Below are 20669 nucleotides of genomic sequence, written 5' to 3' on the forward strand. Positions count from 1 at the left end.
GCCGCCGCATGCCCGACGACCGCACGCCCGACGACACCCCCGTGCTCTACGAGCGCCGCGGCCCGGTCGCGTACGTGACCAAGAACCGCCCCCGCTACCGCAACGCGCAGAACAGCGCGATGACCTACACCCTGGACGACGCCTTCTACCGGGCCGCCGAGGACCCCGGGGTGAAGGTGGTCGTCCTGGCCGGGGCCGGCGGGCACTTCTCCGCCGGCCACGACATCGCCGCCCTGAAGGAGGCGAACACCTGATGGATCTCACGCAGACGGCCGACGTGGAGGCCTTCCGGGCCGAGGCCCGGGACTGGCTCCGCGCACACGTCCCGGCCCGGCCACTGCCCTCCCTGGAGACCGCGGAGGGCTTCGCGGCGCACCGGGCATGGGAGGCGCTGCTGCACGCGGACCGCTGGTCGGTGGTCTCGTGGCCCGAGGAGTACGGCGGCCGGGGCGTAAACATCGTGAAGTGGCTGGTCTTCGAGGAGGAGTACTGGGCGGCGGGCGCGCCCGGCCGCGTCTCGCAGAACGGCATCAACCTCCTCGCGCCGACCCTCTTCGACCACGCGAGCGCCGAGCAGCGCGCCCGGGTTCTGCCGTCGATGGCCAGCGGCGAGGTGATCTGGGCGCAGGCCTGGTCGGAGCCCGAGTCCGGGTCCGACCTGGCCTCGCTGAAGTCCCGGGCGGTCCGGACGGAGGGCGGCTGGCTGCTGACCGGGCAGAAGACCTGGTCCTCGCGGGCGGCCTTCGCGGACCGCGCCTTCGGGATCTTCCGCACCGACCCGGACACCCCGAATCCACACCAGGGGCTGACCTACCTGATGTTCGGACTGCGGGCGCCGGGGGTGACGGTGCGGCCCATCGGCCGCCTGGACGGCAAGCCGGCCTTCGCGGAGCTCTTCCTGGACCAGGTCTTCGTACCGGACGAGGACGTGATCGGGGAGCCGGGGCAGGGCTGGCGGATCGCGATGTCGACGACCGGCAACGAGCGCGGGCTGACCCTGCGCTCCCCCGGCCGCTTCCTGGCCGCGGCGGACCGGCTCGCCGGGCTGTGGCACGCGCACGGGGACCCGGCCGACACCGCGCTGCGGGACCGGGTCGCGGACGCGGTGGTCGGGGCACGCGCGTACGAGCTGTTCACCTGGGCGAACGCCTCCCGCTTCGCGGCGGGCGAGACGATCGGCGCCGAGTCCAGCCTGAACAAGGTGTTCTGGTCGGAGTACGACATCGCCCTGCACGAGACGGCGCTGGACCTGCTGGGTGCGGACGCGGAGCTCGCGGAGGGCGAGTGGGCCGAGCCGTGGGTGTTCTCCCTGGCCGGGCCGATCTACGCGGGGACGAACGAGATCCAGCGCGACATCATCGCCGAGCGGCTGCTCGGCCTCCCGAAGGGCCGCCGCTGATGCGCTTCCTGCCGACGGACGAGCAGTCGGACTTCGCCCGTACGCTGCGCTCCCTGCTGGGAGCGGCGGAGGTCCCGGCGACGGTACGGGCCTGGGCGGACGGCGATACCGGGCCCGGGCGGGCGCTGTGGGCCCGCCTCGCACGGACGGGCCTGTTCGCACTGGCCGCACCGGAGGCCCACGAGGGAGCGGGCCTGCTCCCGCTGGAGATGTGCCTCGGTTTCGTGGAGCTGGGCCGGGCCGGGGTGCCGGGGCCGGTGGTGGAGAGCGCCGCCGTATCGGTGCTGCTGTCGGAGCTGGCGGACGACTCGCTCGCCAAGCGGTTCCTGCCGGGGCTGGCCGGCGGCGAGACCCCGGCCACGCTGACCCTGGCGGGCGGGAGCCCGTACGCCCTGGACGCGGACGCGGCGACGTACTGCTTCGCGGTGTCGCAGGCGGGCGAGCTGCGCCTGGCGGCCGCCCCGGGTGAACCGCTGCGCTCGACGGACCCCGCCCGCCGGCTGTCCCGGCCGCCGGCCGACGGGGGTGAACTGCTCGCGGCGGGCCCGGGGGTGACGCGGGCGGCCGCCGTGGCCGGGCGCTGGGCCCGGCTGCTGGTGGCCGCCCAGTGCCTGGGCGTCGGCGAGGCGCTGCTGGCCAGCACGGTGGAGTACGCGAAGCAGCGCACGCAGTTCGGGACGCCGATCGGGTCCTTCCAGGCGGTCAAGCACCGGCTGGCGGACACCCTGCTCGGCCTGGAGTTCGCCCGCCCGCTGGTGTGGGCGGCGGCGCTGTCCCTGGCCCCGGGCGAGGTGGCGGCGGCGAAACTGGCGGCCGGCGAGGCGTCCTACCGGGCGGCGATGACGGCGCTCCAGCTCCACGGCGCGGTGGGCTACACCGAGGAGCTGGACCTGTCCCTGTGGCTGCGCAAGGCCCGCCCGCTGCGGGACGCCTGGGGAACGCCGTCGGCCTGCCGGGCCGAGGTCCTGCGGTCCCTCACACCACCGCGACGCTGAGGTTCACGACGTACTGCTCCTCGACGATGCCGTCCGGGAAGAGCGGGTTCAGCAGCTCCCGCTCCCCCGCGAAGTACTCGCGGGTGCGGGCCTCGCCCAGGACCAGGAAGGCGGAGTGGCTGGCGAGGTTGGCGAGGTGGTCGTCCAGCGTGATGCGCCGGGACCACGTCACCGACCGGGTGGCGAACTCGCCGAGCCCCTGGGGCAGGGTGCGGTAGGTCTCCCCCTTGACCTCGAAGAAGTCCCGCAGCCGCGCGTCCTGTTCGGCGATCCACGGGATGGTGGCGTCCGAGTCGTTCCACCAGATCGCGAGCGCACCGCCGGCGCGCAGCACCCGGCGGGCCTCGGGAACGGAGCGGGCCGGGTCGGTCCAGTGCCAGGCCTGGGCGTAGGTGAGCAGGTCGAACGCGCCGGTGGCCAGCGGCAGCCGGTCCCCGTCGCCGCGCACGATCGGGATCCCGGGGTGCGTCCGGCGGAACTCGGCGGCCATCCCGTCCCCGGGCTCCACGGCGACGACCTCGGCCCCGCGCTCGTGCAGGAGCGCGGTGGCGATCCCGGTCCCGGCTCCTACGTCGGCCACGCGCGCCCCGGCGAGCGGCCGTCCGGTGAGGGCCTCGACGGCGTCGAAGAGGGCCGGGGGGTAGCTGGGGCGGTGGGCGCCGTACAGAGCGGCTGCCGTGTCGAAGGAACGGGCGCGTGTTGTCATGCGTCCATTGTTTTCGATCACACAATCGGCAACAAGATCGGGGTACTTGCACCATGCGAAGGACGATGACCGGGATCACGGTGTGCGCCGCGGCGGCGGTACTGCTGACCGGCTGCGGGAGCGCGAAGCCGCAGCCGGCCGGTGACGGCGGCGGGCCCGTGCCCTCCCCGAGCGCCTCGTCCGCCCCCGCCAAGGCCGGTGGCGCGACCCACGAGGTGACCCTCGAGGTCGGCGGCACCGGAAAGACGGCGGTCATGTACAGCGGCATCGGCAGCGGGTTCGAGCAGCAGACCCTGCCGTGGTCGAAGTCGGGCACCGCCGAACTCACCGCCGCGGAGCAGAAGGTGGGCTACCTGGTGAATGTCGTCCCGGGCACGATCACGGGCGCCGACGGCAAGCTGCAGCAGGCCCCGTGCGTCATCAAGGTCGACGGGAAGAAGGTCGCCGAGAGCGACGGCGTCTCGACCGTGAAGGGCTGCTCCTACACGATCAAGTAGGCGCGGGCGGGCGCCCTCACCTCTCGGTGCGACGCAGGGAGATCCGTCCGACGAGGGCGCTCTGGAGCAGGATCAGGGCCCCGGTACCGGCCACCGGCCACAGCGGCCGGTCCGGGCGCCCGCCCACCGCCCAGGCCGGTCCGTCGGGGTCCACGGTGACCGTCAGCCGGGCGCCGACCGGGAGGTCCGTGGCCACCGGGCCGGGCAGGTCCCGGCCGGCGGCCGTGCGCAGCCGCAGCGACGGGGAGGAGGCCGAGCCGTCCTCCACCATGGTCCGTTCGGCGACGACCGCCTGCTCCTCCCGGCCGCGGTCGTGGAGGGTGTGCCGGTCCCGGGCGATCCCGCCGGTCACCGCGATCCCGACCGCGAGGAGCGCGACGCAGGTGCGGGCGACGAACTCCGCGTCGGTGCCGTGCGGGACGGCCGCGCCGAGGACGAAGACGGCCAGCAGGACCGGGACCCAGGCTCCCTCGGGCCCCTGCAGCAGCCAGATCGCACCGAACTGCCCCGCCAGGAGAAGGCAGTTGCGCAGGACCGCGCCCGGCAGCCTCCGTATCAGTTCAGCCATGGACACATCATGCCCGGGAGGCCGGCGGGTGCTGCCGCCCCTGCACCCCCGCCACCCAGGCCCCCGCCGCCCGCAGCGCGGCGGCGCCCGCCGGTAGCGGCAGGCCCAGGAAGCCGTGGAAGACCCCCGGGTGGAGCTGGACCGTGCAGTCGACGCCGGCGGCGGCCAGGCGGCGGGCGTACGCCAGCCCCTCGTCGCGCAGCACGTCGCAGTCCGCGAGGACGATCAGGGCGGGCGGCAGGCCCGTCAGGTCGGGGGCGTGCAGCGGCGAGACGTGCGGGTGCTTCGGATCGCCGCCGTACTGGTCCCAGTACCAGGCCATGTGGGCGGCGGTGTGGAAGTAGCCCTCCGCGTAGGTCTCCACGGACGCGGAGTCCATCGAGGCGTCCAGCGGCGGATAGAACAGCAGCTGTCCCGCGACGGGTCCGGGCGCGCGCAGGGCGGTCACGGCCGCGAGGTTGCCGCCGCTGGAGTCCCCGGCCAGCACCACCCGCCCGGGGTCGCAGCCCAGCTCGCGGGCCTGGGCCCGGGCCCAGAGCAGGACCGTCAGCGCGTCGTCCGGCGCCGCCGGCCAGGGGTGTTCCGGGGCGAGCCGGTAGTCCACGGCGACGACCACCGCGCCCGCGGCCACCGCCAGGGAGCGGCAGGTCGCGTCGTGGGTGTCCAGGCCGCACATCACCCAGCCGCCGCCGTGCAGGTGGACGACCAGGGGGCGGTCCTCCGGGCCGGGCGCGGGATCGTAGATCCGGACCGGGACCCCGCCCGCGAAGGTGTCGGTCACCGAGGCCATGGCCGGGCCGTCGCGGCCGGACCCGGAGGCCGCCGCCGCCCGCAGGGCGCGGGTGTCGCCCGGGCCGGGGAAGGCCGCCGCCATCGCGTCGCACAGCCGCCTGGCGTCCGGCGTCAGGGGGTCCGGTATCAGGGGGTCCGGTATCAGAGGGTCCGGTATCAGAGGGTCCGGTATCAGGGGGTTCGGTATCGGGTGATCGCTCATGCCGTCGTCATCCCCCCGTCCACGGTCAGCTCGGTGCCCGTCACGTACGAGGACGCGTCCGAGCAGAGGAAGAGGACGAGCTCCGCGACCTCCTCCGGGCGGCCCATCCGCCCCAGCGGTACGTGCGACCAGTCCCGGCCCGCGACCGCCTCGGCCACCATCGGGGTGTCGATGGCCCCCGGGTGCACCGAGTTGACCCGGATCCGGTCCCGGGCGAGGTCCAGCGCCGCCGACCGGGTCAGTCCGCGCAGCCCGAACTTGGTGGATCCGTAGGCCGCGTGCCCCGGGATCCCGACCAGGCCGGCGGTGGAGGAGATGTTGACGATCGAGCCGCCCCCGCCCGCCCGCAGCACCGGTGCCACCGCCTGGATGCCGAGGAACGGCCCGAGCAGGTTGACCCGCAGCAGCGCCTCGAACTCGTCGAGCCGCTGCTGTTCCACGTGGGCCGTGCGCCACAGGGCCGCGTTGTTGACCAGGGCCGAGACCGTCCCGAAGGCGCGGACGGTCTGCCTCACCACCGCCGCCCAGCTCGCCGGGTCGGCCACGTCGTGGCGTACGTACAGCCCCTGGTCGCCGAGTGCGGCGGCCACCGCCCGGCCCTCCTCCTCCCTTACGTCGGTGACGACGACCCGGGCCCCGGCCTCCGCGCACAGCCGGGCCTCGGCGGCGCCCTGGCCGCGCCCGGCGCCGGTGATCACGACGACCTTTCCGTCGAGGCGCTCCGCCACGGTTCAGCCCTCCAGCGCGCGGAAGTGCGGGATGACCTTCTCGCCCCATTGCCGGATGGTCTCCATGCAGGCCTCCTGGGGGACGGTGCCCATCTGGATCAGGCACATCACCTCGTCGACGCCGATCTCGCGCAGCTGCTCGACGTAGGCGATCGCGGTACCGGCGCTGCCGTACGCGTGCTCCGCGTTGTAGGTGCCGGTGTCGACGGGGCGGGCGGGGATGTTCGCCTCGTGGAGCTTGGCGACGAGCTCCTCCCGGCCCCGGGCCAGGGCCGCCACGTGTGCGTCTGCGCTCTCCTCCTCGGCGTATCCGGTCGGCTCGGGGCCGTTCCCGTACCAGTGGGCGATGGACTCGGCGAAGAAGCGCTGGCCGCGGGTCCCCAGTCGCAGGGCCCGCTCGGCGTCGTCGAGGACGATGGTCGGGCAGAGGGCGGACAGGTGGTCGTTGACCTCGGTGGAGACCAGGCGCTCACCGCTGCGCGTCGCGATGGCCTCGTCGTAGACCTTGCGCATGGCGCGTACGTCGTCGGCGCCCGCGAAGCCCATCACCAGGGCCCCGATGCCGAGTTCGGCGGCCAGCTTGAGGGTGTCGTGCTTGGAGCAGGCCATGAAGAGCGGCGGGTGCGGGTCCTGGACCGGGCGGGGCAGGATCGCGCCGGGGCCTATGTCGATGGAGCCGTGCCATTCGAACGTCTCCTCCTTCCAGGCCGAGGAGAGGATCCGCAGCGCCTCCTCCATCTGCGGGTGGGTGTCCTCGGGCCGGACCCCGTACATGGACATCTCCTGGCGGGTGGCTCCGCGGCCGGCTCCGATGTCGACGCGGCCGCCGGAGAGCACGTCGAGCATGGCCGCGCGTTCGGCGACGCGCACCGGGTGCTGGTAGCCGAAGGGCATGGTGACGACGCCGTGGCCGATCCGGATCCGTCGGGTGCGGGCGGCCACCCAGGTCAGGAAGATCTCGGAGGCGCTCATGTGCGCGTACTGCGTCAGGGAGTGGTGCTCGACGGCCCAGATCCGGTCGAAGCCCATCTCCTCGGCGTGGACGGCCTGTTCGACGCAGTCGTGGATGACCTGGCGTTCGCGTTCGGGGGTGGGGTCGACGAGCTGCGCCTCGAAGATCATCGAGAACTTCACGGTGAGGTCCCTCCATCCGGTCTTTCGAACCAGGATCTCGCAGTATTTCGAATAGGAATACTTCTAGCAGGCATATTCCGCAGGGGGAAGGGTGCCGCGAGGACCGGTCGTAGACTGCGCTGCGTGGCAGACGAGACGAACAAGCGCCCGCTCCCCGCGACCAGCTGGGCGGTGCTCGGGCTGCTCTCCTTCGGAGAAGAGCTCTCCGGTTACGACCTGAAGAAGTGGTCGGACTGGTCGCTGCGGTTCTTCTACTGGAGCCCGTCGTTCAGTCAGATCTACAGCGAGCTCAAGCGCCTGGAGAAGGCGGGCTACGCCACGTCGCGGATGGTCGCCCAGGACACCGGAACGCGCGACAAGCGGGTGTACCGCATCACGGACGAAGGCATGACGGCCGTCCGCGACTGGGCCCGCGAGGCCCCCGTCGACCCGCCGGTCCTCAAGCACGGGCCGATGCTGCGGCTGTGGCTGGGCCACCTGCTGGAGCCGGAGCAGATGCGCGAAGTCCTCGTCCAGCACCAGGAGTTCGCGGAGAAGATGCGCCGGCTCGCGGTGGCCGACGTGGAGGGCGCGAAGGACGAGAGCGCCTGGGCGTACCCGACGCTCACCCTCAAGTGGGCCGAGCGGTACTACGCCTCCGAGCGGGACCTCGCCGCCGCCATGCTCGACGACGTCGACGCACTGGCCGCCGAGCGGGACGGGCGCGAGCCGCGCGGCAAGCGCCCGTAGGACCGCCGGAAGGAGAGCAGCGGCGACGCTCCCTCACGGTGCACTTTCAGGCCCGCCCCTGCTCGATGGCGTGGTCGCCGCCGCCGCCCAGTACGTCCGCCGACTCGCACTCGACGCTCGCGAGCACACCGCCGAGCAGGGGCGTGCCGTTGCTGGCGGGGCGCCAGGGGATCCCGGCGAACCTGTCGCCGCCGGTGACGGCGAAGCCGCCCGCGGCCCGGATCCGCGGCCTGGGCCCCGCTGACGGCGCAGGTGGGCGCGGCCGCGTCGGCCTGCTCGCAGGCGTTCTCGTACGTCGCCGGGGAGATGATCCAGCTGCACGGCGGCATCGGGATCACCTGGGAGCACCCGGCGCACGCGTTCTTCACGCGCGCCCACGGCTGTGCCCTCCTGCTCGGCCCGGCCGCCACGCACCGTGCCCGGCCGGCCGCCGAACTGGGTTTCACCGAGACGGGCTGAGGGGCCGGCGCGCTGCCGTACGCTCGCCCCATGACGGGCAGTGCGATCAACCTCCGCAAGGTGGAGGAGACGGCTCCGGCGCTCGTGAGCCTCTACAAGAGTGCCGGAATCTCCCTGCGCAAGTACGGCCTGGAGGGCGGGCGGGCCGCGGTCTACCTGGTGCTGGACTACTCCGGGTCGATGCGCCCGTACTACGCCGACGGCAGCATGCAGGCCCTCGCCGACCGGGTGCTGGGGCTGTCCGCGCACCTGGACGACGACGGTCGCGTGCCGGTGGTGTTCTTCTCCACCGAGGTCGACGCGGTGGAGGAGATCTCCCTGGCCGGGCACGAGGGCCGGGTCACCGAGATCGCCTCCCGGCTGGGCCACATGGGCAAGACGGCCTACCATGCGGCGATGGACGCGGTCATCGACCACTACCTGGACTCGGGGTCGACGGCCCCCGCCCTGGTCGTCTTCCAGACCGACGGCGGGCCGATCAACAAGCTCGCGGCGGAGCGGTACCTGTGCAAGGCGGCCCGGCTGCCGCTCTTCTGGCAGTTCATCGGTTTCGGCAACACGCGCAGCACGCAGTTCGACTTCCTGCGCCGGCTGGACGAGCTGCCGGTGCCGGCGATGCGGGCCGTGGACAACGCGGGCTACTTCCACGCGGGACAGAACCCCCGCAGGGTGCCGGACGGCGAACTCTACGACCGCCTGCTCGGTGAGTTCCCGGCCTGGCTGGCGGCGGCGCGCGGCGCGGGCATCGTGCGCGCCTGACCTGCGCCCGCCGGTGCCCGCGCTTTGATGGACGTATGACGCATACCAGCTGGGCAGTCTTCGAGAAGGCGGAACCGGAGTTCGCTGCGGCCGTCCAGGCTCGTTTCGCGCAGTATCCGCACCATGTCCTGGCCACCCTCCGCAAGGACGGCTCACCCCGGGCGACAGGGCTGAACGTCGACATCCGGGGCGGGGAGCTGTGGCTCGGCATGATGTTCGGCTCGATGAAGGCCCGGGACCTCCAGCACGACCCGCGCTTCGCCCTGCACACCAATCCGGGCGCGGGCGAGGACATGCCGGACGGAGACGTACGGATCTCCGGGCGCGCGGTGGAGCTCGTGGACCCGCCCGAACTCCACCGGTACGCGGAGGAGACGGAGACCCCGCACCCCTTCCACCTCTTCTACGCCGACCTGACGGAGGTCGTCCGCGTCGGCGTGCAGGGCGACGACCTGGTGGTGCGGTCGTGGACCCCGGAACACGGCCTGCGCACCCTGCGCCGCGGCGACGACGACGAACCGCCGCGCGAGGACACCCCCTAGGCCAGGCCGCCGATCGGGCCGAGGGCGGCGGGATTCACCTCCACCCGGCTGCGGTCGATGGTGAGGGTGACCCCGCCGTAGGTGGCGTCGTGGTCACCGCGGAACTGGTGGGCCCGGCGCGGGCCGGCCCACTGGGCCGTGCCCTTCGGCAGGCCCATGTCGGCGTCGGCGACGGTGGCGGAAAGGTTCCAGCGGGCGGCCCAGAGCACGTCCGGCATGGCCTGCGGGGCCTGGTGGTAGTGGGCGCTCAGCGCCTTGACGCCCGAGCTCACCGAGACGTAGGCGGCGGAGCGGAAGCCCAGCTCGTGCAGCCGCTCCGTCCAGGCGGTCAGGTAGGCGACGACCGGGGCGTCCCAGGTGGCGCGGTCCGTGTAGTTCTCCAGGTCGTTGTAGAGCACCGCGCCCTCGGCCAGTCCCAGCGACCGGGCCGCGTCCACCGCGCCCTCGGCGGCCTCCCTGCCCTGTCCGTTGGCCTCGGAGGGATCGGTGGACAGGCCGGTGCCGGCGTTGTGCCAGGGCTGCGGACCCACCCAGATCGGCATCAGGTGCCAGCCCGCGGCGGCCTGCCGCCGGACCCAGCGGGCCGTGAGCCGGGGCTGGGCACAGGCCCGGGCCCGGCCGCCGATGTAGACGCCGATCGCGCCGAAGGGGGAACCGGCCCGCCAGGCGTCCATGGCCTTCTGGGTGGGTGCGGTGCACACGTCGAAGCCCTCGCCCTTGAAGGGTTTCTGGGCGCTGCGGGGCTCCGCGCCGTCGGCGGCCGGCACGGCCACGACGGGGGGCGCGGCGGGCGGGGGCGCCACGGCGCGGGCCTGCGCCAGGACCGTGCGCACGGCGTCGGGCGTGGTCCCGTAGGAGACGGTGGCCATGACCCCGGAGCGGCGCAGGGCGTACCGCAGCTCGTTGCTGCCGGAGCGGGGCGGGACCTCGCGCAGCACGTACCGGGAGTCGACGGCGACGGTCGGGATGTCGGCGCGCTCCGGGGCCCCGTCGAGGGGTTCGAGGTGCAGGGTGTCGGCGCGGCTGACGACGGCCCGGCCGGTGCACTCGGACTGGGTGCCGGCGGGGCCGAGGTACAGGGTGGGCCGGTCGAGGCGCAGGCACGCGTCGGGGTTCCGGTCGAGATCGACGACCCGCCAACCGTCGGGGAGGGTGACGCGCAGACCGCGGTAGTCGACGCGTGCCGGGGGCGGCTGATCGGCGGCGGCGGAGAGCTGGACGGGAATCAGCAGCGCGGCGCCGAGCAGGCCGCTCAGCAGGGTTCGGATGCGGGCCATGATCCAGATGGTTACCAGTCTCCGGCCCCGTGAACTGTGCACGGATCGATCGAAGTTGGCCCGGCCGGCCCAGCCGGCCCCAGCCCGGTCCGCCGGCCTGCGTCACCGGTACGAGTGAAGCGTCCTCGGGCCCGTCACCACGGCCGAGTAAGGTCGAGGGGGCGGCCGAAGCCAGTTGCGTTGGCTTCGGCCGCCCCTTGTCTCCCCGGTCTACCCGTCCCGGTCAGGCCGTCCGACGGCGCAGCCGCCAGGAGCAGAACCCGGCCGGCGGTCCGGAGAGCGCGAGGAAGATCCCGGTCTCGATCCACTGGAAGGTCCAGTAGCGGTCGGCGGGCTGGTAGTCGACCTCTATGTGGAGGTCCGACGTGGCGAAGCACTCGAAGGGCTCCGTCGTGCGTTCCGCGCAGCCGCGGGCACCGCGGACCTCCTGGCCGGACGGGTCGAGCACCGCAGCCGGATCGGACACGACCCAGACCTCGGCACTGCAGGACTACGCGTCCGCGATCACTGTCAAGCAGGTGGGCGCCAACATGACCACGAGCAACATGAATTGGACCCGCAGACGTGAAAACGTCAGAGACCGTACGGGTGAGTACGCGTACTCAGGCAGATGTCAGTAGCGCTGGATAGCGTCACGGTGTCCGACGTACGGACGACACGACAACCTGGGGGACGACATGAAGAAGCGCACGACCGCCCTGGCGGCCCTGGCCCCGGTACTCGCCCTGACCCTGGCGGCGACCCCGGCCCAGGCCGCGCCGACGAACGAGATCATCGGATACCCGGGGCCCGACGGGCTGATCTGGATCGCCGACCAGGCCGGCTCCAGCGGCTTCGTCTCGGGTGGCCTCTCCCCCCGGCTGGACACGTTCATCACCTTCGGCTGCGCCGGCGGGAGCATCGAGGTGGCGTTCCGGCTCCAGGAGCACCCGGACCGCGACCCGGCCCCCTTCACCGTCGACTGCCCCGGCACGGACCCGACGGTCGTCACGCTCCCCCTCGGCACCGACCTCCACGGCGGATTCACCGCGTGGGTGACCGCCTCGACCCCGACCACCCACTGGGGCGCCACGGTCACCCAGCCCGAGTAGCCCGAGAACCGCGGCGCCCGCCATGGCCGGCGGGCGCCGTGGCGGAGCGGTCGACCGGCGCGGTGTGCGATCAGGGGCGGTGCTGCACTGCCTGAATGAACGACGCCCAGGCTCCGCCTCCTGGGTCAGCCCGGCCGCTTCCCCGGGGGCGCCGCAGCTCCTCGCGGGCGCATGAGCCGACTCCCCGCTTCCGCAGTGCCCTTGCTTCGCGAAAAGCAACGCCACAGCGCCCGCCACCCCTGGTCGGGGACGTGGCGGGCGCTGTGTCGGGAGTTCCGTACGCCGTTGTACGGACCGTATGAGGGGTCCCGCCCCTTCGCGGGGGCGGGGGCGCTGCCGGTGCGGCTACACCGTCAGCGAGCGGTCCGTCGGCTTGACCGGGTACGGGAGGGCGCTGCTGCCGGTCAGGAAGCGGTCGACGCCGCGGGCGGCCGAGCGGCCCTCCGCGATGGCCCAGACGATGAGCGACTGGCCGCGGCCCGCGTCGCCGGCGACGAAGACGCCGTCCACGTTGGTCGCGTAGGAGGCGTCGCGGTCGATGTTGCCGCGGGCGTCCAGCTCCAGGCCGAACTGCTGGACCAGGCCGTTCTCCTGGTCCGTGCCCGTGAAGCCCATCGCCAGGGTGACCAGCTGCGCGGGGAGGACGCGCTCGGTGCCGGGCTTCTGGACGAGCTTGCCGTCCTCGAAGGCGACCTCGACCAGGTGGAGGGCCTGGACGTTGCCGTCCTCGTCGCCCTCGAAGTGGGTGGTGGAGACGGAGTAGACCCGCTCGCCGCCCTCCTCGTGGGCCGAGGTGACCTTGTAGAGCATCGGGAAGGTCGGCCAGGGCTGGTTGGCGTTGCGGTCCTCGCCCGGCTTGGGCATGATCTCCAGCTGCGTGACGGAGGCCGCGCCCTGGCGGTGGGCGGTGCCCACGCAGTCCGCGCCCGTGTCGCCGCCACCGATGACGATCACGTGCTTGCCCTCGGCCGTGATGGGGGGCGCCATGAAGTCGCCCTCCTGGACCTTGTTGGCGAGCGGCAGGTACTCCATCGCGAAGTGGATGCCGTTCAGCTCGCGGCCCGGGACCGGCAGGTCGCGGGAGACGGTCGCGCCCGCCGCGATGACCACCGCGTCGAACCGCTTGCGCAGGTCGGTCGCGGTGATGTCGCGGCCGACCTCGATGCCGGTGCGGAACTTGGTGCCCTCCGCGCGCATCTGCTCGATGCGGCGGTTGATGTGCACCTTCTCCATCTTGAACTCGGGGATGCCGTAGCGCAGCAGGCCGCCGATGCGGTCCGCGCGCTCGTACACGACCACGGTGTGGCCGGCCCGGGTCAGCTGCTGGGCGGCGGCCAGACCGGCCGGGCCGGAGCCGATGACGGCGGCCGTCTTGCCGGACAGGCGCTCGGGCGCCTGCGGGGTGACGTCGCCGTTGTCCCACGCCTTGTCGATGATCGAGACTTCGACGTTCTTGATGGTGACGGCGGGCTGGTTGATGCCGAGCACGCACGCCGACTCACAGGGGGCCGGGCACAGCCGCCCGGTGAACTCCGGGAAGTTGTTCGTCGCGTGCAGGCGCTCCGACGCGGCCGTCCAGTCCTCGCGGTACGAGAAGTCGTTCCACTCCGGGATCAGGTTCCCGAGCGGGCACCCGTTGTGGCAGAACGGGATGCCGCAGTCCATGCAGCGCCCGGCCTGCTTGCTGATGATCGGGAGCAGCGAGCCCGGGACGTAGACCTCGTTCCAGTCCTTCAGCCGGTCGGCGACGGGACGGGTGCAGGCGGTCTCGCGCGGGGTGGTGAGGAAGCCCTTCGGGTCAGCCATGGGTCGCCGCCTCCATCATCTTCTCCGTGGTCTCGGATTCCGAGAGTCCGGCGAGCTCAGCGGCGTCCTTGGCGGCGAGCACTGCCTTGTACGTGGTGGGGATGATCTTGCTGAAGCGGTCCACCGCGACGGACCAGTCAGCCAGGAGCTTCGCGGCCACGGTCGAGCCGGTCTCCTCCTCGTGGCGGCGCACCACATCGTGCAGCCACTGCTTGTCGGTGTCGGACAGGGCCTCGACGGCGCCCGCGTTGCCGACGTTGACGTTGTCCGGGTCGAGGTCGATGACGTACGCGACGCCGCCCGACATACCGGCCGCGAAGTTGCGGCCCGTCTCGCCCAGGACGACCGCCTGGCCACCGGTCATGTACTCGCAGCCGTGGTCGCCCACGCCCTCCGAGACGACCAGCGCGCCCGAGTTGCGGACGCAGAAGCGCTCGCCGGTGCGGCCGCGCAGGAACATCTCGCCGCCGGTGGCTCCGTAGCCGATGGTGTTGCCGGCGATGGTGGAGTACTCGGCGAGGTGGTCGGCGCCGCGGTCCGGGCGGACCACGATGCGGCCGCCGGAGAGGCCCTTGCCGACGTAGTCGTTGGCGTCGCCCTCCAGGCGGAGGGTGATGCCCTTGGGCACGAAGGCGCCGAAGGACTGGCCGGCGCTGCCGGTGAAGGTCAGGTCGATGGTGTTGTCGGCCAGGCCGGCGCCACCGAACTTCTTGGTGACCTGGTGGCCGAGCATGGTGCCGACGGTCCGGTTGATGTTGCGGATCGCGATCTGGGCGCGGACCGGCCGGGCCGCGTCGGCGGTCTCGGCGTTCAGCGCGTCGGCGGCGAGCTCGATCAGCTCGTTGTCGAGGGCCTTTTCCAGACCGTGGTCCTGCTCGATCAGGGCGTGGCGGACCGCGCCCTCGGGCAGCTCCGGCACGTAGAAGAGCGGCTCGAGGTCGAGACCCTGCGCCTTCCAGTGCGTGACGGCCTTGGTGGTGTCGAGGAGCTCGGCGTGGCCGACGGCCTCCTCGATCGTGCGGAAGCCCAGCTCGGCGAGGATCTCGCGCACCTCCTCCGCGATGTACTCGAAGAAGTTGACGACGAACTCGGGCTTGCCGGAGAAGCGGTCGCGCAGGACCGGGTTCTGGGTGGCGATGCCGACCGGGCAGGTGTCCAGGTGGCAGACGCGCATCATGACGCAGCCGGAGACGACGAGCGGCGCGGTCGCGAAACCGAACTCCTCGGCGCCGAGCAGCGCGGCGATGACCACGTCGCGGCCGGTCTTGAGCTGTCCGTCCGTCTGGACGACGATCCGGTCGCGCAGCCCGTTGAGCAGCAGGGTCTGCTGGGTCTCGGCGAGGCCGAGCTCCCAGGGACCGCCCGCGTGCTTGAGCGAGGTGAGCGGTGAGGCGCCCGTTCCGCCGTCGTGGCCGGAGATGAGGACGACGTCCGCGTGGGCCTTGGAGACACCCGCGGCGACCGTGCCCACGCCGACCTCGGAGACCAGCTTCACGTGGATGCGGGCGACCGGGTTGGCGTTCTTGAGGTCGTGGATCAGCTGAGCCAGGTCCTCGATGGAGTAGATGTCGTGGTGCGGCGGCGGGGAGATGAGGCCGACGCCCGGGGTGGAGTGCCGGGTCTTGGCGACCCACGGGTAGACCTTGTGGCCGGGCAGCTGGCCGCCCTCGCCGGGCTTGGCACCCTGCGCCATCTTGATCTGGATGTCGTCCGCGTTGACCAGGTACTCCGAGGTCACGCCGAAGCGGCCGGAGGCGACCTGCTTGATGGACGAGCGCCGCGCCGGGTCGTACAGGCGGTCCGGGTCCTCGCCGCCCTCACCGGTGTTGGACTTGGCGCCCAGCTGGTTCATGGCGATGGCGAGGGTCTCGTGCGCCTCCTTGGAGATGGAGCCGTACGACATGGCGCCGGTGGAGAAGCGCTTGACGATGTCGGCGACCGACTCGACCTCGTCGATGGAGATGGCTTCCCGCTCCGACTTGAAGCCGAACAGGCCGCGGAGCGTCATCAGGCGCTCGGACTGCTCGTTCACCCGGGCCGTGTACTGCTTGAAGACGTCGTACCGGCGGTTGCGGGTGGCGTGCTGCAGGCGGAAGACCGTCTCCGGGTCGAACAGGTGCGGCTCGCCCTCGCGGCGCCACTGGTACTCGCCGCCGATCTCCAGCGCGCGGTGCGTGGCCGCGATGCCGGAGACGGGGTACGCCTTGGCGTGGCGCGCGGCCACCTCCTTGGCGATGACGTCCAGGCCGGCGCCGCCGATCTTGGTGGCGGTGCCGTTGAAGTAGGTCTCGACGAACTCGTCGTTGAGGCCGACGGCCTCGAAGACCTGGGCGCCGCGGTAGGAGGCGACGGTGGAGATGCCCATCTTGGACATGACCTTCAGGACGCCCTTGCCGAGCGCGTAGATCAGGTTCTTGATGGCCTGCTCCGGCTCCAGGCCGGACAGGAAGGTACCGGCGCGCAGCAGGTCCTCGACGGACTCCATGGCGAGGTACGGGTTGACCGCGGCCGCGCCGTAGCCGATGAGCAGGGCGACGTGGTGGACCTCGCGGACGTCACCGGCCTCGACCAGCAGACCCACCTGGGTGCGCTGCTTGGTGGCGATGAGGTGGTGGTGCACGGCGGAGGTGAGCAGCAGCGACGGGATCGGCGCGTGCTCGGCGTCCGAGTGGCGGTCCGAGAGGACGATCAGGCGGGCGCCGTTGGCGATGGCCGCGTCGGCCTCGGCGCGGATCTCCTCGATCCGGGCGGCCAGGGCCTCGCCGCCGCCGGAGACCCGGTAGAGGCCGGAGAGCGTGGCGGCCTTCATGCCGGGCATGTCGCCGTCGGCGTTGATGTGGATGAGCTTGGCCAGCTCGTCGTTGTCGATCACCGGGAAGGGCAGGGTGACGCTGCGGCAGGACGCGGCGGTCGACTCCAGCAGGTTGCCCTGCGGGCCGAGCGAGGACAGCAGCGAGGTGACGAGCTCCTCGCGGATGGCGTCCAGCGGCGGGTTGGTGACCTGCGCGAAGAGCTGGGTGAAGTAGTCGAAGAGCAGCCGGGGGCGCTCGGACAGGGCCGCGATCGGGGAGTCCGTACCCATGGAGCCGAGCGGCTCGCCGGCGGTACGGGCCATCGGCGCGAGGATGACGCGCAGCTCTTCCTCGGTGTAGCCGAAGGTCTGCTGGCGGCGGGTGACCGAGGCGTGGGTGTGCACGATGTGCTCACGCTCGGGCAGGTCCTCCAGCTCGATCTCGCCGGTCTCCAGCCATTCGGCGTACGGAGCGGCGCCGGCCAGCTCGGCCTTGATCTCGTCGTCCTCGATGATCCGCTTCTGGGCGGTGTCGACGAGGAACATCTTGCCGGGCTGCAGGCGGCCCTTGCGGACGACCTTGGCCGGGTCGATGTCGAGCACGCCGACCTCGGAGCCGAGGACGACGAGGCCGTCGTCGGTGACCCAGTAGCGGCCGGGGCGCAGGCCGTTGCGGTCGAGGACCGCGCCGACCTGGACGCCGTCGGTGAAGGTGACGCAGGCCGGGCCGTCCCAGGGCTCCATCTGGGTGGAGTGGTACTTGTAGAACGCGCGGCGGGCCGGGTCCATGGAGGTGTGGTTCTCCCACGCCTCCGGGATCATCATCAGCACGCTGTGCGGGAGCGACCGGCCGCCGAGGTGGAGCAGCTCCAGGACCTCGTCGAAGGAGGCCGAGTCGGAGGCGTCCGGGGTGCAGATCGGGAAGATCCGGTCCAGCACGCCGTCGCCGAAGGCCTCGGAGGCCAGCTGGGACTCGCGGGCCTTCATCCAGTTGCGGTTGCCCTTGACCGTGTTGATCTCGCCGTTGTGCGCGACGAAGCGGTACGGGTGGGCGAGCGGCCACGACGGGAAGGTGTTCGTGGAGAAGCGCGAGTGGACCAGGGCGACGGCCGAGGCGAAGCGGCGGTCGGAGAGGTCGGGGAAGAAGGGCTCCAGCTGGCCGGTGGTCAGCATGCCCTTGTAGACGATGGTGCGGGCGGAGAGCGACGGGAAGTACACGCCGGCCTCGCGCTCGGCGCGCTTGCGCAGCACGAACGCCTTGCGGTCCAGCTCGATGCCCGTGCTGCCGTTGCTGACGAACAGCTGCGAGAAGGCCGGCATGGTGGCGCGGGCGCCGTTGCCGAGCAGGTCCGGGGTGACCGGGACCTCGCGCCAGCCGAGGACCGTGAGGTTCTCCTCGGCGGCGATGGCCTCGATCTGCTCCACGGCGACGGCCCGTGCGGTGCCGTCGGCGGGGAGGAAGGCGATGCCGACGGCGTAGCCGCCGGCCTCGGGGAGCTCGAAGCCGGCCACGTCGCGCAGGAACGCGTCCGGGACCTGGCTGAGGATTCCGGCGCCGTCGCCCGAGTCCGGCTCGGAGCCGGTCGCGCCGCGGTGCTCGAGGTTCCGCAATACGGTCAGGGCCTGCTCAACGAGTGTGTGGGTGGCCTCGCCGGTGAGGTTCGCCACGAAGCCGACGCCACAGGCGTCCTTCTCGTTGCGCGGGTCGTACATGCCCTGCTGGGCGGGGCGACCGTCCATGGGCGACCAGGCGGTGGTGCTGGAGCCGGTCGCGGAGTGCGTGGATGCGGAACGCATCGGCTCTCCCGTCGTCGTCGTGGCATATGTGCATAGCCGAGGGACGACGTTGGCCCTCTGCGAAATTTCGTGCAGATTACATGATGACGACAATCCCGAGAAGCGGATACGTCATTCCAGCATGCGGACTGCACGAGGCAGAAAGAGGGGACTTTCGCGGCGCTCTACGGAGGTATCGCGCGAGGCGGAGGTCCCGGGTGCAGGGCGGGCATCGTTGCCCGGAGCCCTGGTCTGATTCCCGGTGGACACGGATTCGAAACCGCCGGGTAACGGACTACTTATGTTGCGTACTGCATAGTGTCTCACTCCAGCCGCGGTCAGCCTATGGCTCCACCGATCCAGGTTCCCAGGATGTACGTCACACCGGCGGCCGCGCCACCCAGCACCAGCTGGCGGGCACCGCTGTACCACCAGGACCTGGCGGTGACCCGGGAGACGACCGCCCCGCAGCCGAAGAGGCCGACCAGCGCGACCAGCACCGCGGGCCACAGGGACGTGGCCCCGAGCAGGTACGGCAGTACGGGGAGCAGCGCGCCCAGCGCGAACGAACCGAAGGACGAGACCGCGGCGACCATCGGCGAGGGCAGATCGTCGGGGTCGATGCCGAGCTCCTCGCGGGCGTGGATCTCCAGCGCCTGCTCGGGATCGCGCGACAGCTGCATGGCGACCTCGCGGGCGAGCGGGGGCTCGACGCCGCGGGAGACGTAGAGCTCGGCGAGCTCCTCCATCTCGTCGACCGGGTGCTTGCGCAACTGCTGGCGCTCGATGTCGAGTTCGGCGAGGACCAGTTCGCGCTGCGAGGCGACGGAGGTGTACTCGCCGGCCGCCATCGAGAAGGCGCCGGCCGCGAGACCCGCCAGACCGGTGATGACGACGACCTGCGGGGCGACGGCGCCGCCGGCGACACCGGTCATCAGGGCGAGGTTGGAGACGAGCCCGTCCATCGCACCGAACACGGCCGGCCGCAGCCATCCACCGTTGACGTCGCGGTGGGTGTGGTTGTCACGGTGGGCGGTGTGCAGCGATGCTTCGATATCGATGATGGACATGCGGTTTATCTCCCCATTTGTGCGAACGGGCGGCGTGAGGCGCCCCGCTCCCCCTGAACACCTCGAAACTACGCACGATTTCTGCTGCCCGCCAGCAAGGAAGGCCGTACTTACCTGGGCTTTTGTGGGTCGGCGACCGGGTGACGGGGGTGTTCGCGGGGTGTTTCGCGACGAGCGACAAACCACATGCCATGGCACAAATCCCCCAAGGGCTCATGATGAGCCCCATCCAAGTGGGAGAGGCGCGCCATGGAGCCGATGAAGCTGATTGCATGCAATCCGCAGGTCCTCCTCGAACGGGCCAGGGGCGCTCTTCTCGGACTCGCGGTGGGCGATGCGCTGGGCGCCCCCGCGGAGAACATGAAGCCGTCGGAGATCCGGGCCAAGTGGGGCCGCATCGAGGGATTCGTGTCGGAGGACCCGGCGGGCACGGACGACACCGAGTACGCGATCTTCTCGGGGCTGCTGCTGGCCCGCCACGGCTCGGCGCTCACCGTCTCCCACGTGGAACGGGCCTGGCACCACTGGATCGCCGACCTCGACGAAGGGCCGTTCCGCGGCGCCGGGTTCTCCGAGCGCGGCACCCTGGAGAACCTCCGCCGGGGCCTGGCCGCACCCATCTCGGCCCAGCACCGGCACGCGTGGTCGGACGGGCTGGCGATGCGGGCGGCGCCGTTCGGCGTCTTCGCCGCGGGCCGGCCGGCGGAGGCGGCCCGGCTGGTCGCCATCGACGGCTCGGTCAGCCACGACGGCGAGGGCATCTACGGCGGCCAGGCGGTCGCGGCGGGCGTGGCGGCGGCCATGGCCGGCGGCTCCCCCGCCTCGGTGGTCTCGGCCGCCCTGTCCGTCATCCCGTCCGACTCCTGGACGGCCCGCTCCCTGCGCCGGGCGGTCACCGCGGCCCCGCGGGGTGAACGGGCCGTCCGCTCGGCGGTGGTCATCGGCGGCTACCCGTGGACGGACCTGGCCCCGGAGGCGGTGGGCCTGGCCTTCGGGGCCTTCGCCGCGTGCCAGGGGGACTTCCCGTCCTCCGTCCTCACCGCCGTGAACATGGGCCGCGACGCCGACACCACGGCGGCGGTGGCGGGCGCACTGGCCGGCGCACTGTCGGGAGCCGCCGCGATCCCCGCCGCCTGGTCCTCGGCCATCGGCCCGGTCCGCGGCAGCTGCCTCCCCTCGATGCGGGGCTACCACGTCCTGGACATCGCGGACCTCCTCACCCCCGAATGCGAGGCCCCCCGATGACCCCCTCCCCGGACAGCCTCCCCCCGGCCACCCCCGCCCTGCCGGGCCCGACGGCCCCGGCCCCGGTCGCCCAGCCCCAGCCCGACCCACCGCCACGCCCGCC

General features: G+C 72.3%; 21 protein-coding genes. 10 read left to right on the forward strand and 11 right to left on the reverse strand.

Going from position 1 to position 20669, the window contains the following annotated elements:
* The first annotated feature begins 8 nt into the window (after window positions 1–8).
* The 3 genes from ACGFZK_RS27190 to ACGFZK_RS27200 are packed head-to-tail and all read left to right on the forward strand — an operon-like array spanning window position 9 to window position 2394.
* Window positions 9–254, forward strand: a complete 246-nt coding sequence (locus tag ACGFZK_RS27190; protein WP_393851477.1) for an enoyl-CoA hydratase-related protein — start codon at window positions 9–11, stop codon at window positions 252–254.
* Window positions 254–1399 carry an acyl-CoA dehydrogenase family protein gene (locus tag ACGFZK_RS27195; RefSeq protein ID WP_393851478.1) on the forward strand — a complete coding sequence of 382 codons (1146 nt, stop codon included), beginning with the start codon at window positions 254–256 and terminating at the stop codon, window positions 1397–1399. The genes ACGFZK_RS27190 and ACGFZK_RS27195 overlap by 1 nt, the downstream gene beginning before the upstream one ends.
* Window positions 1399–2394: an acyl-CoA dehydrogenase family protein gene (locus tag ACGFZK_RS27200; RefSeq protein ID WP_393851479.1), complete on the forward strand. Its 996-nt coding sequence runs from the start codon at window positions 1399–1401 to the stop codon at window positions 2392–2394. The genes ACGFZK_RS27195 and ACGFZK_RS27200 overlap by 1 nt, the downstream gene beginning before the upstream one ends.
* Here the strand turns inward: ACGFZK_RS27200 and ACGFZK_RS27205 are convergent.
* A complete protein-coding gene (locus ACGFZK_RS27205; protein ID WP_393851480.1) occupies window positions 2375–3100 on the reverse strand; it encodes a class I SAM-dependent methyltransferase in 726 nt (241 codons plus the stop codon). The two genes, ACGFZK_RS27200 and ACGFZK_RS27205, sit on opposite strands and share 20 nt — an antisense overlap.
* 65 nt (window positions 3101–3165) lie before the next feature.
* Here ACGFZK_RS27205 and ACGFZK_RS27210 point away from each other — a divergent pair, with 65 nt between their 5' ends.
* Complete coding sequence (locus ACGFZK_RS27210) at window positions 3166–3597, forward strand: hypothetical protein (protein WP_393851481.1); 432 nt, start codon at window positions 3166–3168, stop codon at window positions 3595–3597.
* Window positions 3598–3613: 16 nt separating this feature from the next.
* Here ACGFZK_RS27210 and ACGFZK_RS27215 read toward each other — a convergent pair whose 3' ends face one another.
* The 4 genes from ACGFZK_RS27215 to ACGFZK_RS27230 are packed head-to-tail and all read right to left on the reverse strand — an operon-like array spanning window position 3614 to window position 7021.
* Entirely contained in the window at window positions 3614–4165 is a 552-nt protein-coding gene (locus tag ACGFZK_RS27215; protein WP_393851482.1) for a hypothetical protein, read from the reverse strand.
* Window positions 4166–4172: 7 nt separating this feature from the next.
* Window positions 4173–5159 (reverse strand): alpha/beta hydrolase fold domain-containing protein, encoded by a 987-nt coding sequence (locus tag ACGFZK_RS27220; RefSeq protein WP_393851483.1) that lies wholly within the window; start codon window positions 5157–5159, stop codon window positions 4173–4175.
* On the reverse strand, window positions 5156–5887 hold the full coding sequence (locus tag ACGFZK_RS27225; RefSeq protein WP_393851484.1) for an SDR family NAD(P)-dependent oxidoreductase: 732 nt from the start codon (window positions 5885–5887) through the stop codon (window positions 5156–5158). The genes ACGFZK_RS27220 and ACGFZK_RS27225 overlap by 4 nt, the downstream gene beginning before the upstream one ends.
* A gap of 3 nt (window positions 5888–5890) precedes the next feature.
* Window positions 5891–7021: an LLM class flavin-dependent oxidoreductase gene (locus ACGFZK_RS27230; RefSeq protein ID WP_393851485.1), complete on the reverse strand. Its 1131-nt coding sequence runs from the start codon at window positions 7019–7021 to the stop codon at window positions 5891–5893.
* Window positions 7022–7144: 123 nt separating this feature from the next.
* Between ACGFZK_RS27230 and ACGFZK_RS27235 the strand changes: the two genes are divergently transcribed.
* Complete coding sequence (locus ACGFZK_RS27235) at window positions 7145–7750, forward strand: PadR family transcriptional regulator (protein ID WP_393851486.1); 606 nt, start codon at window positions 7145–7147, stop codon at window positions 7748–7750.
* A 46-nt stretch (window positions 7751–7796) separates the two neighbouring features.
* On the opposite strand, the gene ACGFZK_RS27240 is transcribed toward ACGFZK_RS27235, so the two are convergent.
* A complete protein-coding gene (locus ACGFZK_RS27240) occupies window positions 7797–7973 on the reverse strand; it encodes a flavin reductase (RefSeq protein ID WP_393851596.1) in 177 nt (58 codons plus the stop codon).
* Between the two features lie 29 nt (window positions 7974–8002).
* On the opposite strand from ACGFZK_RS27240, the gene ACGFZK_RS27245 reads away from it, so the two are divergent.
* The 3 genes from ACGFZK_RS27245 to ACGFZK_RS27255 are packed head-to-tail and all read left to right on the forward strand — an operon-like array spanning window position 8003 to window position 9510.
* Window positions 8003–8209 carry an acyl-CoA dehydrogenase family protein gene (locus ACGFZK_RS27245; protein ID WP_393851487.1) on the forward strand — a complete coding sequence of 69 codons (207 nt, stop codon included), beginning with the start codon at window positions 8003–8005 and terminating at the stop codon, window positions 8207–8209.
* A gap of 30 nt (window positions 8210–8239) precedes the next feature.
* Window positions 8240–8968 (forward strand): VWA domain-containing protein, encoded by a 729-nt coding sequence (locus tag ACGFZK_RS27250; protein ID WP_393851488.1) that lies wholly within the window; start codon window positions 8240–8242, stop codon window positions 8966–8968.
* 35 nt (window positions 8969–9003) lie between these two features.
* Entirely contained in the window at window positions 9004–9510 is a 507-nt protein-coding gene (locus ACGFZK_RS27255) for a pyridoxamine 5'-phosphate oxidase family protein (RefSeq protein ID WP_393851489.1), read from the forward strand.
* Here ACGFZK_RS27255 and ACGFZK_RS27260 read toward each other — a convergent pair.
* Together ACGFZK_RS27260 and ACGFZK_RS27265 are read right to left on the reverse strand one after the other, a co-directional pair.
* Window positions 9507–10787: a DUF1906 domain-containing protein gene (locus tag ACGFZK_RS27260; RefSeq protein WP_393851490.1), complete on the reverse strand. Its 1281-nt coding sequence runs from the start codon at window positions 10785–10787 to the stop codon at window positions 9507–9509. The two genes, ACGFZK_RS27255 and ACGFZK_RS27260, sit on opposite strands and share 4 nt — an antisense overlap.
* Before the next feature lie 223 nt (window positions 10788–11010).
* Window positions 11011–11253, reverse strand: coding sequence for a hypothetical protein (locus ACGFZK_RS27265; RefSeq protein ID WP_393851491.1), 243 nt, complete (start codon window positions 11251–11253; stop codon window positions 11011–11013).
* Between the two features lie 211 nt (window positions 11254–11464).
* Here ACGFZK_RS27265 and ACGFZK_RS27270 point away from each other — a divergent pair, with 211 nt between their 5' ends.
* Window positions 11465–11878 (forward strand): hypothetical protein, encoded by a 414-nt coding sequence (locus ACGFZK_RS27270; protein ID WP_393851492.1) that lies wholly within the window; start codon window positions 11465–11467, stop codon window positions 11876–11878.
* 345 nt (window positions 11879–12223) lie between these two features.
* On the opposite strand, the gene ACGFZK_RS27275 is transcribed toward ACGFZK_RS27270, so the two are convergent.
* The 3 genes from ACGFZK_RS27275 to ACGFZK_RS27285 form a co-directional block, all read right to left on the reverse strand.
* Window positions 12224–13684: a glutamate synthase subunit beta gene (locus ACGFZK_RS27275; protein ID WP_393851493.1), complete on the reverse strand. Its 1461-nt coding sequence runs from the start codon at window positions 13682–13684 to the stop codon at window positions 12224–12226.
* Complete coding sequence (gltB, locus tag ACGFZK_RS27280; protein WP_393851597.1) at window positions 13677–18215, reverse strand: glutamate synthase large subunit; 4539 nt, start codon at window positions 18213–18215, stop codon at window positions 13677–13679. The genes ACGFZK_RS27275 and gltB overlap by 8 nt, the downstream gene beginning before the upstream one ends.
* A 374-nt stretch (window positions 18216–18589) precedes the next feature.
* Window positions 18590–19321, reverse strand: a complete 732-nt coding sequence (locus ACGFZK_RS27285) for a VIT1/CCC1 transporter family protein (protein ID WP_393851494.1) — start codon at window positions 19319–19321, stop codon at window positions 18590–18592.
* Window positions 19322–19579: 258 nt separating this feature from the next.
* On the opposite strand from ACGFZK_RS27285, the gene ACGFZK_RS27290 reads away from it, so the two are divergent.
* The gene (locus tag ACGFZK_RS27290) at window positions 19580–20566 is read left to right on the forward strand and encodes an ADP-ribosylglycohydrolase family protein (RefSeq protein ID WP_393851495.1); all 987 of its coding nucleotides are present in this window, start codon (window positions 19580–19582) and stop codon (window positions 20564–20566) included.
* Window positions 20567–20669 lie beyond the last annotated feature (103 nt).

The organism is Streptomyces sp. NPDC048257, assembly GCF_043201855.1.
Taxonomy (GTDB): Bacteria; Actinomycetota; Actinomycetes; order Streptomycetales; family Streptomycetaceae; genus Streptomyces.

Bases quoted from the DNA above. Each gene is read 5' to 3' on its own strand.
- ACGFZK_RS27270 (WP_393851492.1), top strand. From the start codon at position 11,465: ATGAAGAAGCGCACGACCGCCCTGGCGGCCCTGGCCCCGGTACTCGCC.
- gltB (WP_393851597.1), bottom strand. From the start codon at position 18,215: ATGGACGGTCGCCCCGCCCAGCAGGGCATGTACGACCCGCGCAACGAG.
- ACGFZK_RS27255 (WP_393851489.1), top strand. From the start codon at position 9,004: ATGACGCATACCAGCTGGGCAGTCTTCGAGAAGGCGGAACCGGAGTTC.
- ACGFZK_RS27285 (WP_393851494.1), bottom strand. From the start codon at position 19,321: ATGTCCATCATCGATATCGAAGCATCGCTGCACACCGCCCACCGTGAC.
- ACGFZK_RS27210 (WP_393851481.1), top strand. From the start codon at position 3,166: ATGACCGGGATCACGGTGTGCGCCGCGGCGGCGGTACTGCTGACCGGC.
- ACGFZK_RS27190 (WP_393851477.1), top strand. From the start codon at position 9: ATGCCCGACGACCGCACGCCCGACGACACCCCCGTGCTCTACGAGCGC.
- ACGFZK_RS27250 (WP_393851488.1), top strand. From the start codon at position 8,240: ATGACGGGCAGTGCGATCAACCTCCGCAAGGTGGAGGAGACGGCTCCG.
- ACGFZK_RS27205 (WP_393851480.1), bottom strand. From the start codon at position 3,100: ATGACAACACGCGCCCGTTCCTTCGACACGGCAGCCGCTCTGTACGGC.
- ACGFZK_RS27195 (WP_393851478.1), top strand. From the start codon at position 254: ATGGATCTCACGCAGACGGCCGACGTGGAGGCCTTCCGGGCCGAGGCC.
- ACGFZK_RS27290 (WP_393851495.1), top strand. From the start codon at position 19,580: ATGAAGCTGATTGCATGCAATCCGCAGGTCCTCCTCGAACGGGCCAGG.
- ACGFZK_RS27220 (WP_393851483.1), bottom strand. From the start codon at position 5,159: ATGAGCGATCACCCGATACCGAACCCCCTGATACCGGACCCTCTGATA.
- ACGFZK_RS27260 (WP_393851490.1), bottom strand. From the start codon at position 10,787: ATGGCCCGCATCCGAACCCTGCTGAGCGGCCTGCTCGGCGCCGCGCTG.
- ACGFZK_RS27200 (WP_393851479.1), top strand. From the start codon at position 1,399: ATGCGCTTCCTGCCGACGGACGAGCAGTCGGACTTCGCCCGTACGCTG.
- ACGFZK_RS27275 (WP_393851493.1), bottom strand. From the start codon at position 13,684: ATGGCTGACCCGAAGGGCTTCCTCACCACCCCGCGCGAGACCGCCTGC.
- ACGFZK_RS27215 (WP_393851482.1), bottom strand. From the start codon at position 4,165: ATGGCTGAACTGATACGGAGGCTGCCGGGCGCGGTCCTGCGCAACTGC.